Genomic DNA, 15,459 nt, shown 5'->3' with positions numbered 1-15,459 from the left:
GCGGTCGGGTCCGAATGACTGTGACCAGGATCATCGGCTTCGCACATCGGGTAAACGTGCCATGTTCGACTCGTGACAGGTTTATTACCTGTTTTCCGGATGCTGACCGAGAAAGACCCGTCGGACCACCCGTTCGGCGGCGTGGCCGTCGTCGAGGGCGCAGTACCGGGCCCGGAAGCGCTGCCGGGCCTGCCGGGCCGCGGGCGCGTCCACCGCACCGCTGCGGAACAGCTCCACCAGCCCGGCGAAGTCGGTCGCCACCGCACCCGGCGGCTCGGCGGTCACGTCCAGGTAGACCCCCCGGGCCAGCCGGTACGCCTCGTGGTCGGGGGCGTAGACGACGATCGGCCGGTCCAGCACCGCGTAGTCGAACATCGCCGACGAGTAGTCGGTGACCAGCACGTCGGCGGCGAGATAGAGATCCTCCACCCGGTCGTGGCCGCTCACGTCGAGGATCCGTTCCGCCGAGGCCGACCGGCGGGCGGGATCCCGGTCGTGGAAGTAGTGGCTGCGCACCAGTAACCGCCCGCCGGGGCCGAGGGTGTCGAGCAGCTGCACCGGCCGGAACGGCGGCCGGTATCCGGGCAGGTGTTCCCGGTGGGTCGGGGCGTAGAGCACCACCGGCTCGGCACCGGTGACGCCGAACCGGGCCCGCAGTCGGCGTACCTCGGCTGCGGTGGCGGTGACCAGCCGGTCGTTGCGGGGGTAGCCGTACTCCAGGGTGGTGTAGTCCGCCGGGTACGCCCGCTCCCACATCTGGGTGGAGAAGCTGTTGGCGGTGATGCTGAAGTCCCACCGGTCCACCCGCCGCAGCAGCCCGGCGAAGTTCATCCCGACCGCGCCCACCGGATACCGCTGCTGGTCCAGCCCCATCACCTTGACCGGGGTGCCGTGGTGGGTCTGCACGTGCACCGTGCCCGGCCGTTTGCGGACGAAGTCGGGGAAGTTGACGTTGTTGACCAGCCACCGGGCCCGCGCCAGCACCCGGTGGTACGCGGGCGTGCCCGCCACCACGTACTCGACCCCGTCGGGCAGGCTGCCCACCCGGTCGGCGCGGACGATCCACACCCCCCGGACCTGCGGCACCAGCCGGCGGGCCGCCTCGTAGACGGCGGCCGGGTTGCACGCGTACCCCCGGTACCAGTAGGCGGCGTAGACGGCCAGCGTCTCGTCCACCGGCCGGCGCAGCTCGGCCCGGTAGTACTGCTGCCAGAGCGTGTCGCGGGTGGCCCGCGCCACCGGGTGGATCCGGTGGCGGGTCGCCGTCAGCCGGGCGCGGGCGGTGTCGGTGGCCTGGTGGGCCAGGCGCAGCGCGGTGAAGGTGTGCCAGTGCCCGCCGGCCACCAGCCGCTGCTTGAGCCCGGCCGTCCCGCCGGGCGACGGGAGGGCGTCGGCCGGCCGGCGGCGGGCCACCTCGGCGGTGATCCGGTCGAAGAAGGCCGGACGAAGGGCCGGGGCGATCCGCTCACCGTTGCCGAGCACGGTCAGGTAGTGCCAGAGCATCCGTTCGAAGACCACCGGTCGCAGCCGTTGCGGCTCCGGCCCCTGCCCGTCCAGCCAGCGGAACACCCGGTCCCACTGGTCGAAGACCTCGAAGTGCCGCTCCCCCCGGGTCCGGGTGATCGCCCCGGCCCGCCGCTGCCGGTAGTTGACGCAGACCAGGTCCAGCACCGAGATCCGCTCGGCGGCCAGCAGCGTCGGGTAGGTGAACGAGACGTCCTCGTACCAGCCGGACGCGAAGCGCAGCCCCGAGGTGAGCAGGAACTCCCGCCGCAGCAGCCGGTTCCAGGCGGTGTGCAGCAGCCGCAGCGTCTCCGGCCGCTCGGCCAGCGCGAAGGTGTCCGTCTCGACGCCGGCGGGGAAGACCTCCGCCAGCGCGCTGGGGCTGGCCGTCTCGTTCCAGTGCCGCCGCACGTGGTCGACGATCAGCACGTCCGGCCCGCTTTCGCGCAGCCGGGCCGCCACCTCGGGCAGGCAGTCCGGGGCCAGCCAGTCGTCGGAGTCGAGGAACCAGACGTACTCGCCGACGGCCCGGTCCAGCCCGGCGTTGCGGGCCGGACCGAGCCCGACGTTCTCGGCCAGCCGGAGCACCCGGACCCGGGCGTCCCGGTCGGCGTACCCGGCCAGGATCTCCCCGCTGTCGTCCGGCGAGCAGTCGTCGACGCCGATCACCTCGAAGTCGGCGAACGGCTGGCCGAGGATCGAGTCCAGGCACTCGCGCAGGTAGCCCTGCACGCGGAAGGCCGGCACGACGAAGCTGATCAGCGTCATCGGGCCGGCCCCTTCCGTCAGAGCGGCGAGCGGCCTCCCACGGGCACCGCGTCGGCCGGCGTCCGCGCCGCGCGGGCCGGCAGGACGACCCAGGCCAGGACCACACTCACCGCGAAAACCACCAAGAGGTACGAACCGAGTGTAGCCAGACCAATGCCTGCAATTCCCGCGATCGACGCCACCGTCAGCAGCACCGAACGGCCCTCCCAGCCCAGCGTGACCCCGTGCAGCGGCGGAGCCGCCTGCCGCTTCTCCAGGCGGGCCACCAGGTCGTAGTGGTGCACGGTCAGCACGAAGACATAAGCGAAGATCAACCACGCGGGTACGCCGCCGACCACCCCCACCGCGATCGCGAAGAGGTACTCCGCCGCCCGCAGCACCGCCGGCACCAGCCAGTCCAGCGGGCCGTTGTGCGCCGCACCCGCCCCCAGCCCGGCCACCAACAGCACCAACAGCCCGACCGGCACCGCCCAGCGCAGCCCGGTCGGGTCGGCGGCCAGCCCGGTCGGGTCGGCGAGCAACGCCGCCGCCAGCAACCCGGCCGCGCCGAGCGCGCCGACCACGGCCAGCACCAGCGGACCCACCGGACGCAGCGCCGGCAGCCGGCCGGCCAACGGGCCGTCGTCGCGGTGCAGGGTGGCATCCACGGTGTCCAGCACCGGCACCCACATCCAGCGGGCCCGCAGGGTACGCAGCGCACCGGTGTAGCCGAACGCCAACGTGCCCCAGACCAGCACCGCGACCAGCGCCACCAGCGGCGAGAAGAGCGCCGTGGCGAGCGCGATCAACGCCCACCGCTCCCCGATCGGGAAGACCACCGTGCGCTTCAGCCAGTACGACAGCGACCCGGTGTCGGCCTGCACCCTCGTCGAGGCGGCGTTCAGCCGGTCACCGATCCCGCCGTCCCCGCCGCCGGTGGCCGGTTTCGGCCGCCGGGCGGCCTCGTCGTGCAGCACCCCGTACCAGGCGTCGGTCATGTGCCGCACGGTCTGCAGGGTCATCGCCGCGATGGCCAGCGCCCAGCCGTACCGGAACCCGGCTGCCGTCGCGCCGAAGCCGAGACCGGCGTAGACGACGTACTCCTTGGCCCGGTCGGCCATCGTGTCCAGCCAGCCACCCCAGGCGCTGAAGTGCCGGGTGTAGCGGGCCAGCTGCCCGTCCACGCAGTCCAACACGAACCCGAGGTAGAGCAGGACCGCACCGGCGACCAGCGCGGGTCGCCCGCCGACGGCGAAGAACACCGCGGCGGCCACCGCGAAGGCCACCGAGATCATCGTGACCGAGGTCGGCCCGAGCCCGATCCGGGCGCAGGCCTTCGTCACGTACGGCGACCAGGTGCTGACGAAGTACGTGGTGAAGAAGTCGTCCTTCTCCTTCACCGACAGCCGCAGCTCGGCCCGGTCCTCGTCGACGCCGGCCACGGCGGCCTCGGCGGCGGCCAGTTCGGCCGGATCGGTCACCCGGTGCGCCACCAGCAGGCGTACCCGGTGGGCGAAGGTGAGCGTGCCCAGCGCGGTGAGCCCCACGAAGAGCCGATCCACCTCGGGCCCGGCCGACAGGCCGTCGGCCCCGGCCGGGCCGTCGGCCCCGGGCAGGCCGTCGGCCCCGGGCAGGCCGTCGGCCCCGGTGGCGCGGGCGGCGGCGGCGAGCGCGGGCAGGTCGGCGACGCCGACCCGCAGCGCGCCACCGAAGATCCCGGTGGCCGTGCCGGTCAGCTCCGTCGGCGTGCCGGCGGCGACCACCTGGCCGCGTTCCTCCCGGACCGCTGCCCGCCCGGCCCCGGCCGGGTCGGTGAGCACCAGCGCCACCGTCGGCCCGACCGGGCTGGTGAGCAGGTGCCGCAGCACGGCGGTGTGCGCGACCAGGTCGGCGCCGCTGACGATCACCGGTCCGGTGGCCGCGTCGGCCAGGGCGGCCACCTCGGTCAGGTCGGCGGCGTGCCGCACCTCGGTCGCGCCGGCCCGCCGCCACTGGTCGGCCAGCCGGTCGGCAAGCGTCGCCCCGGCATCGGTCGCCAGGCGCGTCGCGGGCAGCGGCACACCAGCTGCCGAGCCCGCCGCGGATCGCTCGGCTCCCGCGCTACCGGCGGCGAGCACGATCGCGAGCGTCACCGCTGGACCGCGTCGTGGTACGCGCCCAGCGCCTCGGCGACCGTCCCGTCGACGGTCAATCGGCCCGCGTCGAGATACAGCCCTCGACGGCAGAACCGGGTCAGGTCCTTTTCGTTGTGTGACACCAGCACCAGTGTGCGCCCTTCCCCAAGCAGTCGGTCGATCGTGCCATAGCACTTCTGCCGGAACTCCGCGTCCCCGACCGCGGTCACCTCGTCCATCAACAGGATCGGGTGCGGCAGGTGGGAGATGATCGCGAAACCGAGCCGCACCTTCATCCCCGAGGAGTAGTGCCGCACCGCGGTGTCGATGGCCCGTTCCACCTGCTCACCGGCGAACTGGACGATCTCGTCGAAGTGCCGCCGCAGGTAGCCGGCGTCCAACCCGTGCAGCCCGCCGACGAGGTACAGGTTCTCCCGGCCGGTCAGGTCGTTGGAGAAACCGGCGGAGAGTTCCAGCAGCGGGGCCACCTCACCCCGGACCCGGATCCGCCCCTCGTCGGGGATCAGCACCCCGGCGATCAGCCGCAGCAGGGTGCTCTTGCCGGTGCCGTTGCGCCCGACCACCCCGACGGTGTCACCGGCGGCGATCTCGAACGACACGTCGCGCAGCGGCCAGAACTGCCCGGCCGGCGTGGTGTTGCGGCGGATCAGCAGGTCACGCAGGCGCAACTGACGCCGGCGGTTGCGGACGAACCGGATGCCGAGCCGGTCGGCCTCGATCAGCGGACCGGTCATCTACAGTTCCTTGAGCACTGCGGGTTCGAGCCGGCCGAACGCCCACCAGCCGGCCGCCAGCACCAGCAGACTGCCGGCGACCGTGGCCGAGAGCAGGCCGACCGGGGGGAACTCGTCCGGGTACCAGATGGCGTGGTGCAGTTGGAAGATGCCGACCAGCGGGTTCAGCTCGTACCCGGTCCTCGCCCAACCGGGCAGGTCGGAGTCGCGGACCAGACTGAGCGGGTAGATGATCGGCGTGGCGTAGAAGAGCACCCGGATCACCAACCGCATGAACCGCTCGATGTCGCGCATCAGCACGTTGCACGCCGACAGCAGCAGCGCCAGCCCGATCAGCAGGGTCGCCTGCACCGCGACGGCCAGCGGCAGGGCGAGCAGCGACCACCCGGGGTCGATCCGGCCCTGGCTGGCGTACCAGGCGGCGATCGCGGCCAGGATCGGCAGCCCGGCGGCGTACTCGGCGAACCGACCGACGACCCGGCCGATCGGGAACGCCTGCCGGGGCACGTTCATCGTGGTGATCAACCGGGCCTGCCCGGTCAGGGCGTTGGTCGCCTCGCTCAACGCCGAGCTGGTCCACATCCACGCGAAGATCCCGGTGACCAGGAACAACGGGTACGAGTCGGCCGCGTCGCCCAGGTGCCGGCCGGTGTCGCGGGAGTAGAGCACCCCGAAGACGAACCAGTAGATCGCGCCCATGCCGAGCGGCTCGATCAACGACCAGAGGTACCCGAGCACCGACTGCTGGTACTTCACCGCGAGGTCGCGCTTGACCAGGATGCGCAGCGCGTCGCGGTGCGACCACAACGCCCCGACGCCAGAGGTCACCGTCGCCTCCTCGTTGACCGCGCACAGGCTAACAGCCAGCTGCCGCCGGCTGGCCCGCTCGCCACCTGCGGTACCCCGACCGGGTGGCGGCCCGGCGTGCGGCCCACGCCCGGTCGGCGGCGGGCCGGGGTCGGCGGCGGGCCGGGGTCGGCGGCGGCGTCGGGGGGAGTCGGGCGGGAGGGTCCGGGGTAAGCACCTACGGGTACCGGACGAACGGTTCCTCCCTACGAGCGAGGGCGCGCAGGTGGCCCGTTCCTACCGTGGAGGCAGAGGCGGCACGACGCCGCAGAGTGGGAGACGACGATGAGTCGCAAACTGGTCCGGCCCCGGGAGGGGCGCATGCTCGCCGGCGTCTGCGCCGGTCTGGGCAAGCGGTTCGGCATGTCCGCCACCATGGTGCGGCTGCTGTTCCTGCTGTCCCTGCTGCTGCCCGGCACCCAGGTGATCATCTATCTGGTGCTCTGGGTGCTGATGCCCAACGAGGACCGCTACCCCGCCGCCACCGGCTACTGATCCACACCGTCCCGCCGGCGCCCGCCCCGGACCTCCGGGGCGGGCGCTGCGGCGTTCAGGGTGCGACGTAGGTGACGGTCACCTGCTCGTAGCCGAGGGAGCGCAGCAGCCCCGCCAGCATCTTGCGGGTGTTCTCCTCGGCGCGCTCGCCGAGCCCGCTGTCGCGGGCCGCGGTGGTGATCCGCTCCTCGGCCATCCGGTAGACCTGCTGCTGCCGGTTGGGGTCGCCCTCGACCAGGTCACCGATCCGGTTGAGCAGGCCGCGCTCCTGGGCGACGACGTAGCTCTTCTCCATGTCGAGGTTGGTCTGGCCGAGCTGCGGCGCCGGCAGCTTGATCTCGGCCGTCTTTCCGTCGTCGGAGACGACGATCGCCCCCTCGGCGATCTTGCCGAAGTCGACGTACGCCTCGACGCTGCCACTGCCGACGAAGAGGGTGCGCTCGTTGAGCAGGAAGTCCGGCACGTTGCGGCGGTCGTTCTGCAGGTCGACCACCACCTGGAAGTTACCCTCGGCGGCCACGTAGCGGCTGAGGTCCTGGATCGACTTGAGCAGCGGCGGCTGGCTCCGGTCGGTCTGCTCCTGGCTGAACGGGTTGCGGAAGCTGGGCAGCAGCCCGGTGGTCTGCACCCCGAGCAGCACCACCACCGCCACCGCCGCGCCGCCCAGCACCACGAGCAGTCCGCGCACCGGGCCACGGGACGCCGCCGGCGGTGGCGCGACCGGTCGGGCACCGGGGTCGTCCCCGGGGAACTCGTTGGTGGGCTGGTCGTTACTCCTGCGCGACATGGCCCTCACCGTCCTCCTGCGACAGGCCACCACGGTCGATGACCTCCTGCCGATGACGGTACGTCCTCCGTACGACAGCCGCCCGGCGCACCGCTCACTCGGGACCGGCGAAGACGAAGACCCGGGCGTGGATCTGGTTGCGCTGTTGCAGGGCGGCGCGCAGCGCCCGGTGCAACCCGTCCTCCAGGAAGAGCCCACCGCTCCACTGCACCACGTGCGGAAACAGGTCACCGTAGAAGGTGGAGTCCTCGGCGAGGAGCTTGTCCAACGCCAGCTCCCGCTTGGTGGTGATCAGCTGGTCCAGCCTGACCGGTCGGGGCGGGATCTCCGCCCACTGCTTGAGCGTCAGGTTGTGCTCCGGGTAGGGACGCCCGTCCCGGACCGCTCTGAAGATCACGACGGCACGCACCCCTCCCCCTGACCGGACCGACCCGGAACCTGGCGATGCCAGCCTAACCGGCCCCGCCACATCACGTTTGGCTCCAGCGTCCCCGGTGGATCACTTCGGTCACCGGGCGGCGGCCCCGGCGCAGCGACGGTGACCGGTGGTCGGCCGCCCGGTAACCCACCGTCACCGCGCCGATCGGCTCGTACTCCGCCGGCACCCCGAACGCCGCCCGGTAGGAGTCGGTCCGGGCGGCCGGGATGCCGAAGAAGCAGGCACCCAGCCCCTCGTCCACGGCGGTGAGCAGCATCAGCAACGACGCGAAGCCGGTGTCGACGTACCAGTACGGCACCGGCCAGCGGGCCTCCGACCGGTCCGTCCAGCCCTTGTCCGCCTCGGCGTACCGTCGCAGGTAGGCGGCGCGGTTGGCGTGCGGCACGACGATCAGCGGGGCCCGGCGCATGCCGGCCAGCCAGCGTTCCCGCCCCCCGCCGTCCGGGGTGGTCGCCGCCCAGAACCGCTCGATGTCGGCCGCGGTGTCCAGCACCAGGAAACCCCAGCCCTGGGCGAAGCCCGCCGAGGGGGCGCGGGTGGCGTGGTCCAGCAGTCGCCGGACCACCTCGGGCGGCACCGGCCGGTCCGGGTCGTAGTTGCGTACCATCCGGCGACGCCGGATCACCTCGGCGAACTCCATGCTGGCGGCCGCGTCCGCTCAGACGCCCGGTCGGATGCCCCAGGCACCCCGCCAGGTCTCGCCGGGGGCCAGCTTGATCAGGTCCCGGCCGGACCGGAACGCGTCGGGCGGGCAGGTCATCGGCTCGATCGCCACCGAACGGCGGTGCCGCTCGCCGGTGAGGGCGTCCCCGGTGAACACCTGCCACCAGCCGAACTGCTGGTCGGCCCAGATCCGCACCCCGGTCGCGCCGTCGGGCGCGGTCAGGCTCACCGCGGAACCACCGTCGGCGTCCCGGATCACCTCGCCGAAGGTCATGTCCAGTTGGGCCGCACCGATCCGCCGCGGCGCCGTGTAGTCCTGCTCGGTGCCGGCCACCGCGGTGGCGCCCACCGGCAGCAGCCGGCTGTCCACCACCAACCGGTTGCGCGCCGGCACCCGCATGACCAGATCGTCCACGGCCACCCCGGGCAACTGCAGGTACGGGTGGACCGAGAAGCCGAACGGTGCCGCCTCGGCGGACAGGTTGGTCGTCTCGTGCTCGGCGCGCAGCCCCTCCGGGCCGAGACTCCACCGGCCACGGACCCGCAACGCCCACGGGTACGCCGGGTGCGGCGGCAGGTCGTACTCGACGGTGACCGAGTCGTCGGACTGCTCCACCAGCCGCCACCGCGCCCAGTTGACCAGCCCGTGCAGCGCCACCCCGCGCTCCGGCTCGGTGAGCGGCAGCAGGTACGTCTCACCGTCGACGGTGTACCGGCCGTCCCGGATGCGGTTCGGCCACGGGGCGAGCACCTGCCCCGCCCCGCCGGGGCTGATCTCGTTTGCGGCGTACCCGTCGAGGTAGTCGACCCCCTCGTGCCGGTAACTCCGCAACCCACCGCCCACCTCGACGATGACGGCCTCCTGGCCCGCGGCGGCGATGGTCCACTGGGCGCCCGACGGCGGGCGCGGCTCGACGTTCTGCATGCCGGCGACCTTAACGGGTGGCTGCCGCTGCGCGCTGGACACGTCACCCACCGTCCCGCTTGCCGGATGGCCGTGGTTCGCCGACCGTGCCGGGTCGGTAGCGCCACAGGGCCGGGAAGGTCAGCGCGAGCAGTGCGGTCAGCACGACCGCGCCGAGCCCACCGGCGATCCAGGCCAACCCCGCGCCGCCGGCCCCGGCCATCGCGCCGGCCCGCAGGTCGCCCAGGCGCGGCCCGCCCGCGACCACCACCAGGTTCACCCCCTGCAGTCGGCCACGCATCTCGTCGGGGGCGTGGACCAGCAGCATCGACTGCCGCAGTACCGCGCTCACCAGGTCGGCCATCCCGGCCAGGGCGAGCAGCAGCACCATCAGCCAGAGCTGCCGGGCCAACCCGGCCAGGGCGATCACCGCCCCCAGGCCAGCACGGCGAGCACCAGGGCCCGGCCCTGCCGCTGCATCCGGCCGATCCAGCCGGAGGTGAGCCCGGCGAACATCGCCCCGATCGCCATCGCGCTGTAGAGCCAACCGACCGCCGCACCGCCGCCGAAGCGCTCCACCGCGATCTCGGGGAAGAGGGCCCGGGGCATGGCCAGGATCATCGCGATCAGGTCGATGCCGAAGGAGAGCAGCAGGACCGGCGTGGTGGTCAGGTAGCGCAGCCCGTCGAGGACTCCGGCCAGCCCGGACCGGACCGCCGCGCCGGCGGTGGTGGTCGCCGGTGGCATGGCCGGCAGCCGCAGGGTCGCGACGATCAGGCCGAGGAAGAGCACGACGTCCAGCCCGTACGCGATCGGCAGGCCGGCCCCGGTGCCCCAGGCGGCGAAGATCACGCCGGCGGCGAGCGGCCCGACCACGGAGGCGGCGGTGAAGGTGGTGAAGTTCAACGTCATCGCCGCCGGGAGCAGCTCCGGTGGCAGGATCCGGGGCAACGCCGCGCTGCGTGCCGGCGAGCTGATCGCGAAGGCGACCGAGTGCAGGGTGACCAACGTCAGCAGCAGCACCGGGCTGCCCACGTCGAGCAGCGCCTGGCCCAGCAGCCCCAGCATCGAGAGCCAGAGCAGCACCGAGCCGGTCAACAGGACCTGCCGTCGGTCCCGGGCGTCGGCGACCGCGCCGGCCCAGAGCCCGAAGACCAGCAACGGTACGAACGACGCCACGCCCAGCAGGCCGACCCAGAGCGAGTCGCGGGTCAGCGCGTACATCTCCACCGGTACGGCGACCGCGGTGACCTGGAAGCCGAACATGGCCACCGTGTTGCCGAGCCAGAGTCGCCGGTACGCCGGCACCCGCAGCGGACTCAGGTCGATGGCGAGCCGCCGGGCCAGTCCCCGGCGCGCGACGCGCGGCGCCCGGGGCGAGGTGGCAGTGGTCACGGGGCGAGCCGTTCGATGATCCACTCTTCGGGGCCCCCGGCCCCCTCCGGCCCGGCGTCGTCCGGCCCGGCGTCGTCCGGCCCGGCGTCGTCCGGCCCGGCGTCGTCCGGCCCGGCGTCGTCCGGCCCGGCGTCGTCCGCTCCGATCCGCCGGTAGCGGAGCCGGTCGTGCAGCCGGCTCGGCCGGCCCTGCCAGAACTCCACCGTGTCCGGGCGAACCAGCAGCCCGCCCCAGTGTGGCGGGGCGGGGATCGGCTCGACGTCGGCGAAGCGCTCGGCCGCCGCCCGGTAGCGCTCGTCCAGCACCGACCGGTCGGTGATCACCTGGGACTGGGTGCTGGCCCAGGCGCCCAGCTGCGCCCCGCGCGGCCGGCTGGCGAAGTACGCCTCGGTCGCCGACCGGGCCAGCCGGCGCACCCGGCCGACGACCACCACCTGCCGGTGCATGGCGAACCAGGGGAAGACCAGACTGGCGTACGGGTTGCCGGCCAGCTCGGTGCCCTTGCGCGAGTCGTGGTTGGTGAAGAACACGAACCCGGTCGGGTCGTACCCCTTGAGCAGCACGGTACGGCCGCTCGGTCGACCGGCGGCGTCGGCCGTGCCGAGCACCATGGCGTTCGGCTCGGGCAGACCGGCCGTCACCGCGTCGTGGAACCAGTGATCGAACTGGGTGGCCCAGTCGGCCGCCAGATCCGCCGGGGAAAACGCTTTCTCCTCGGCGTACTCGTTCCGCATCGCGGCCGGCACCACTGTGTCGCCTGTCACTTTCCCCTCCTCCTGCCCGGTCGGATCCGCCCCCAGCCGCGCTGTTCAGCGGCTACCGACCGGTATTTCCCGGGTGTCATCGACGGACACCGCCATGAATGTCGTACGTAGCACAGCCGCGATGGGTCGCAAACCGGGTTACCCAGCAGGCAAGATGTCACGAACACATCCCTGAGGGTCGCCTGAGGCGCTCGTCCGGCCGGGCCGGGCCCCCGCGCCCAGCCGGGCGCACGGACCAGAGTCAGGAGAGCGACATGGCCGACTTCAAACCTGGGCTGGAGGGCGTCGTAGCCTTCGAGACCGAGATCGCCGAGCCCGACCGGGAGGGCGGGGCGCTGCGCTACCGCGGGGTCGACATCGAGGATCTCATCGGTCAGGTCTCCTTCGGCAACGTCTGGGCCCTGCTGGTCGACGGCCGGTTCGGCCCCGGCCTGCCACCGGCCGAGCCCTTCCCGGTGCCGGTGCACTCCGGCGACATCCGGGTCGACGTGCAGTCCGCGGTGGCGATGCTCGCACCGTACTGGGGGCTCGACCAGTTCCTCGACATCTCCGACGCCCAGGCCCGCGAGGACCTGGCCCGGGTCTCGGTCACCGCGCTCTCCTTCGTCGCCCAGTCCGCGCGTGGCCTGGGCCTGCCGGCGGTGCCGCAGAAGGAGATCGACAAGGCCTCCACCGTCGTCGAGCGGTTCATGAAGCGCTGGCGTGGTGAGCCGGACCCCCGGCACGTCAAGGCCGTCGACGCGTACTTCATCTCGGCCGCCGAGCACGGCCTGAACGCCTCCACCTTCACCGCCCGGATCGTCGCCTCCACCGGCGCGGACGCCGCGGCCTGCATCTCGTCGGGCATCGGCGCACTCTCCGGCCCGCTGCACGGCGGCGCGCCCTCGCGGGTGCTCTCCATGCTGGAGGCGGTCGAACGCAGCGGCGACGCCGAGGGGTACGTCAAGGGCGTGCTGGACCGGGGCGAACGGCTGATGGGCTTCGGCCACCGGGTCTACCGGGCCGAGGACCCGCGCGCCCGGGTGCTGCGCCGCACCGCCAAGGAGCTGGGCGCGCCGCGCTTCGAGATCGCCGAGGCGCTGGAGAAGGCCGCGCTCGCCGAGTTGCAGGCCCGCCGTCCGGACCGGGTGCTCGCCACCAACGTCGAGTTCTGGTCGGCCGTGGTCCTCGACTTCGCCGAGGTGCCCGCGCACATGTTCACCTCGATGTTCACCTGCGCCCGGATGGGTGGCTGGAGCGCGCACATCCTGGAGCAGAAGAAGCTCGGCCGGCTGGTCCGGCCGGCCGCCCGCTACGTCGGGCCGGCCACCCGCAAGCCCTCACAGGTCGAGGGCTGGAGCGCGGTACCGCACGACGTGTGAGCCAGCCCGCACCACGCCGCCGGGGCGCTGTGGTGCAGGCCTCAGGGTGTGTTGGAGACCTCAGCACCCGGGTCGGGTCAAGCCTGCTGGCGACCCGCCCCGGGTGCGAGGATGAAGGCCGGCAGTGCCCCATGCGGAAGGACTTTCAGGACCGTGGCTGACGCACCGACCATCCGGATTCCCGACGAGATCAAGCCCGCCGACGGCCGGTTCGGCTGCGGGCCGTCCAAGATCCGTCCGGCGGCCGTGTCCGCTCTCGCCGACGCGGCGACGGGCTTCCTGGGCACCTCGCACCGGCAGAAGACCGTCCGCGACCAGGTCGCCCGGTTGCGCCGGGGCATCGCCGAGTTCTACTCCCTCCCCGAGGGGTACGAGGTGGTGATCGGCAACGGCGGCACCACCGCGTTCTGGGAGGTCGCCACCTTCGGCCTGATCCGGGACCGGGCCCAGTTCGCCAGCTTCGGCGAGTTCGGCGCGAAGTTCGCCAAGTCGGTAAGCCAGGCGCCGTTCCTCGGCGAGCCGACCGTCCGCAAGTCCCAGCCGGGCAGCGCCCCCGCGTTGCAGGCCGAGGCCGGCGTGGACGCCTACGCTCTGCCGCAGAACGAGACCTCGACCGGCGTCGCGGTGCCGATCAACCGGGTGGTCGGGGCCGACGAGGGCTCGCTGCTGCTGGTCGACGCCACCTCCGCCGCCGGTGGCCTGTCGGTCGACGTCGCCGAGACCGACGTCTACTACTTCGCCCCGCAGAAGTGCTTCGCCTCCGACGGCGGGCTCTGGCTGGCCCTGATGTCGCCGGCCGCGTTGGCGCGGGCCACCGAGATCAAGGCGTCCGGCCGCTACATCCCGGCCTTCCTCGACCTGGTCACCGCGATCGACAACTCGCGGCTGGAGCAGACGTACAACACCCCGGCGCTGGCCACCATCTTCCTCGCCGCCGAGCAGACCGACTGGATGAACTCCCAGGGCGGCCTGGCCTGGGCGGCCAAGCGCACCGCCGAGAGCGCCGGCATCGTGTACGGCTGGGCCGAGCGCTCCGCGGTGGCCACCCCGTTCGTCACCGACCCGGCGCTGCGCTCCAACGTGGTCGCCACCATCGACTTCGCCGACGGGGTGGACGCCACGGCGATCGCCAAGGCGCTGCGGGCCAACGGGATCGTCGACACCGAGCCGTACCGGAAGCTGGGTCGCAACCAGCTGCGGATCGCGCTCTACCCGGCCGTCGAGCCGGCCGACGTGGAGGCGCTGACCGCCAGCATCGACTACGTCGTCGAGCGGCTCTGACCGGTTCCGTCGAGGGGTCGTCGCCGGACTTCGGCGGCGACCCCGACTGACTGATCAGGCTGGTCATCCGCAACATGCGGGCGTGGCATCCCCCATCGGTGGGCCGAGGGGCGTACGGTGGTCGTCAAGACGCCCGGGTGGCCGACTCGCGGCGTGCGGCCAGCGGAGTGGGACGGAGGCAACGTCATGCGCCCAGTACGCTTCGTCGCCCTCTCCGAGGACGGCCAGGCAATGGTGCTCGCCGACGAGGTCGGTCGACTGCTCGCCCTGCCCATCGACGAACGCATCGCCACCGCGCTGCACGCGGAGCCGGGCACCCCCGCGCTCTCCGTGGCCGCGAGCAACGTCGACCCGGTGCCGTCGCTCTCCCCCCGGGACATCCAGGCCCGCATCCGCGCCGGCGAGTCCGCCGAGGACGTCGCCCGGATCGCCGGGGTCCCGGTCGACCGCGTCCTGCGGTACGCCGGTCCGGTGCTCCAGGAGCGGGCGATGCTCGCCCAGCACGCCCGCCGCACCCGGCTCAAGGGCGCGGACAAGCCGACCCCCCTCGCCGAGGTGGTCAACGGCCGGCTGGCCCAGCACGGGATCGACACCGAGAAGATCTCCTGGGACGCCTGGCGGCGTGACGACGGCACCTGGCGGATCGTGGCCACCTGGCCCTCCGGCAAGGCCACCGCCCAGGCGGTCTGGGATCTCGACAAGACCCGGCAGAACGTCATCCCGCACGACGACATGGCGCAGTACCTGTGCGCCGAGCGTCCCATGCCGATCCTCGGCCAGGAGCCGGCACCGGAGCGGGGCGGCCACGCGCTGCCCGGCCCGTCGCGCGGCGAGCCGAGCCGGGGTGGCGGGCACGGCGTGCCGGCGGCGAGCGAGCAGAGCCGCTCCGGGCGGGATCCGATCCGGGCCGGCCGGGACGCCCTGCTCGCCTCCCTCGACCGGCCGCTCGGCTCGACCTCCGGCCGGGGCCTGGAGCCCCGTTCACCGGCCGCCCTGGCCGGTTCCGACTCGCCCCGCCAGCGGGCGGTCACCGGTGGGGCCGCCGCGCTGCTCGGTGGCGGTCAGGGTTCCGCCTTCGAGGACGACTCCGACGCGCCCAAGGAGGTGCCGGCCGTGCCGTCGTTGGCGGTGCTCCGGCCGCGTCGCACGGGCACGCCGGCCGCCGAGCCGACCGACGCCACCGGTAAGCCCCGCAAGCGGCTGCCCAGCTGGGACGACGTGCTCTTCGGCAGCGGCCCCGCCGCCCGCGAGTCCTCCTGACCCACGCCCCTCCCGCACAGGGCACGGGCACCCGAACTCGCGCCCAAACTCCGCGCCCATGCCGCGACCACCCGAACTCGCGCCCTGCGAGCGCCCGAACTCCGCGCACAAACTCCGCGCCCGTACCGCGACCACCCGAACCCGC

Annotated in this window: 12 protein-coding genes and 2 pseudogenes; 4 read left to right on the top strand and 10 right to left on the bottom strand. The window is 73.1% G+C overall.

Annotated features, from left to right (window positions below; genetic code table 11):
• Window positions 1–84: 84 nt before the first annotated feature.
• The 4 genes from GA0070617_RS03225 to GA0070617_RS03210 all read right to left on the bottom strand — a co-directional run bounded on the left by GA0070617_RS03225 (window position 85) and on the right by GA0070617_RS03210 (window position 5,947).
• Complete coding sequence (locus tag GA0070617_RS03225) at window positions 85–2,271, bottom strand: bifunctional glycosyltransferase/CDP-glycerol:glycerophosphate glycerophosphotransferase (RefSeq protein WP_091433768.1); 2,187 nt, start codon at window positions 2,269–2,271, stop codon at window positions 85–87.
• A gap of 17 nt (window positions 2,272–2,288) precedes the next feature.
• Entirely contained in the window at window positions 2,289–4,310 is a 2,022-nt protein-coding gene (locus GA0070617_RS03220) for a DUF5941 domain-containing protein (protein WP_373868360.1), read from the bottom strand.
• 68 nt (window positions 4,311–4,378) lie between these two features.
• The gene (locus GA0070617_RS03215; RefSeq protein ID WP_091433765.1) at window positions 4,379–5,119 is read right to left on the bottom strand and encodes an ABC transporter ATP-binding protein; all 741 of its coding nucleotides are present in this window, start codon (window positions 5,117–5,119) and stop codon (window positions 4,379–4,381) included.
• Window positions 5,120–5,947: an ABC transporter permease gene (locus tag GA0070617_RS03210; protein WP_091433763.1), complete on the bottom strand. Its 828-nt coding sequence runs from the start codon at window positions 5,945–5,947 to the stop codon at window positions 5,120–5,122.
• A gap of 303 nt (window positions 5,948–6,250) precedes the next feature.
• Here GA0070617_RS03210 and GA0070617_RS03205 point away from each other — a divergent pair, with 303 nt between their 5' ends.
• Window positions 6,251–6,460, top strand: coding sequence for a PspC domain-containing protein (locus GA0070617_RS03205; RefSeq protein ID WP_091433760.1), 210 nt, complete (start codon window positions 6,251–6,253; stop codon window positions 6,458–6,460).
• A 55-nt stretch (window positions 6,461–6,515) separates the two neighbouring features.
• Here the strand turns inward: GA0070617_RS03205 and GA0070617_RS03200 are convergent, their stop codons facing one another.
• From GA0070617_RS03200 to pdxH, 6 genes and pseudogenes are all read right to left on the bottom strand, one after another.
• Window positions 6,516–7,247, bottom strand: coding sequence for a DUF4230 domain-containing protein (locus GA0070617_RS03200; RefSeq protein WP_091433757.1), 732 nt, complete (start codon window positions 7,245–7,247; stop codon window positions 6,516–6,518).
• Between the two features lie 94 nt (window positions 7,248–7,341).
• A complete protein-coding gene (locus tag GA0070617_RS03195) occupies window positions 7,342–7,644 on the bottom strand; it encodes a type II toxin-antitoxin system VapB family antitoxin (RefSeq protein ID WP_091445823.1) in 303 nt (100 codons plus the stop codon).
• Window positions 7,645–7,717: 73 nt separating this feature from the next.
• Window positions 7,718–8,326 carry a nitroreductase family protein gene (locus tag GA0070617_RS03190; protein ID WP_091433754.1) on the bottom strand — a complete coding sequence of 203 codons (609 nt, stop codon included), beginning with the start codon at window positions 8,324–8,326 and terminating at the stop codon, window positions 7,718–7,720.
• Between the two features lie 18 nt (window positions 8,327–8,344).
• A complete protein-coding gene (locus GA0070617_RS03185) occupies window positions 8,345–9,274 on the bottom strand; it encodes an aldose 1-epimerase family protein (RefSeq protein WP_091445821.1) in 930 nt (309 codons plus the stop codon).
• A gap of 43 nt (window positions 9,275–9,317) precedes the next feature.
• Window positions 9,318–10,600: pseudogene (locus tag GA0070617_RS03180) on the bottom strand (MFS transporter).
• A gap of 179 nt (window positions 10,601–10,779) precedes the next feature.
• Window positions 10,780–11,382 (bottom strand): annotated as a pseudogene (gene pdxH, locus GA0070617_RS03175) (pyridoxamine 5'-phosphate oxidase); the annotation flags it as partial.
• A gap of 284 nt (window positions 11,383–11,666) precedes the next feature.
• On the opposite strand from pdxH, the gene GA0070617_RS03170 reads away from it, so the two are divergent.
• The 3 genes from GA0070617_RS03170 (at window position 11,667) to sepH (ending at window position 15,314) form a co-directional block, all read left to right on the top strand.
• Entirely contained in the window at window positions 11,667–12,773 is a 1,107-nt protein-coding gene (locus GA0070617_RS03170) for a citrate synthase 2 (RefSeq protein ID WP_091433751.1), read from the top strand.
• A gap of 153 nt (window positions 12,774–12,926) precedes the next feature.
• A complete protein-coding gene (gene serC / locus GA0070617_RS03165) occupies window positions 12,927–14,054 on the top strand; it encodes a phosphoserine transaminase (protein ID WP_091433748.1) in 1,128 nt (375 codons plus the stop codon).
• A 186-nt stretch (window positions 14,055–14,240) separates the two neighbouring features.
• The gene (gene sepH, locus GA0070617_RS03160; RefSeq protein WP_091433745.1) at window positions 14,241–15,314 is read left to right on the top strand and encodes a septation protein SepH; all 1,074 of its coding nucleotides are present in this window, start codon (window positions 14,241–14,243) and stop codon (window positions 15,312–15,314) included.
• Window positions 15,315–15,459: the final 145 nt, after the last annotated feature.

The sequence above is a fragment of the Micromonospora yangpuensis genome (assembly GCF_900091615.1).
In the GTDB taxonomy this organism is placed as follows: domain Bacteria; phylum Actinomycetota; class Actinomycetes; order Mycobacteriales; family Micromonosporaceae; genus Micromonospora; species Micromonospora yangpuensis.
The sequence above is the reverse complement of the archived record's forward strand: the minus strand, read 5'-3'. Positions and strand labels throughout refer to the sequence as shown.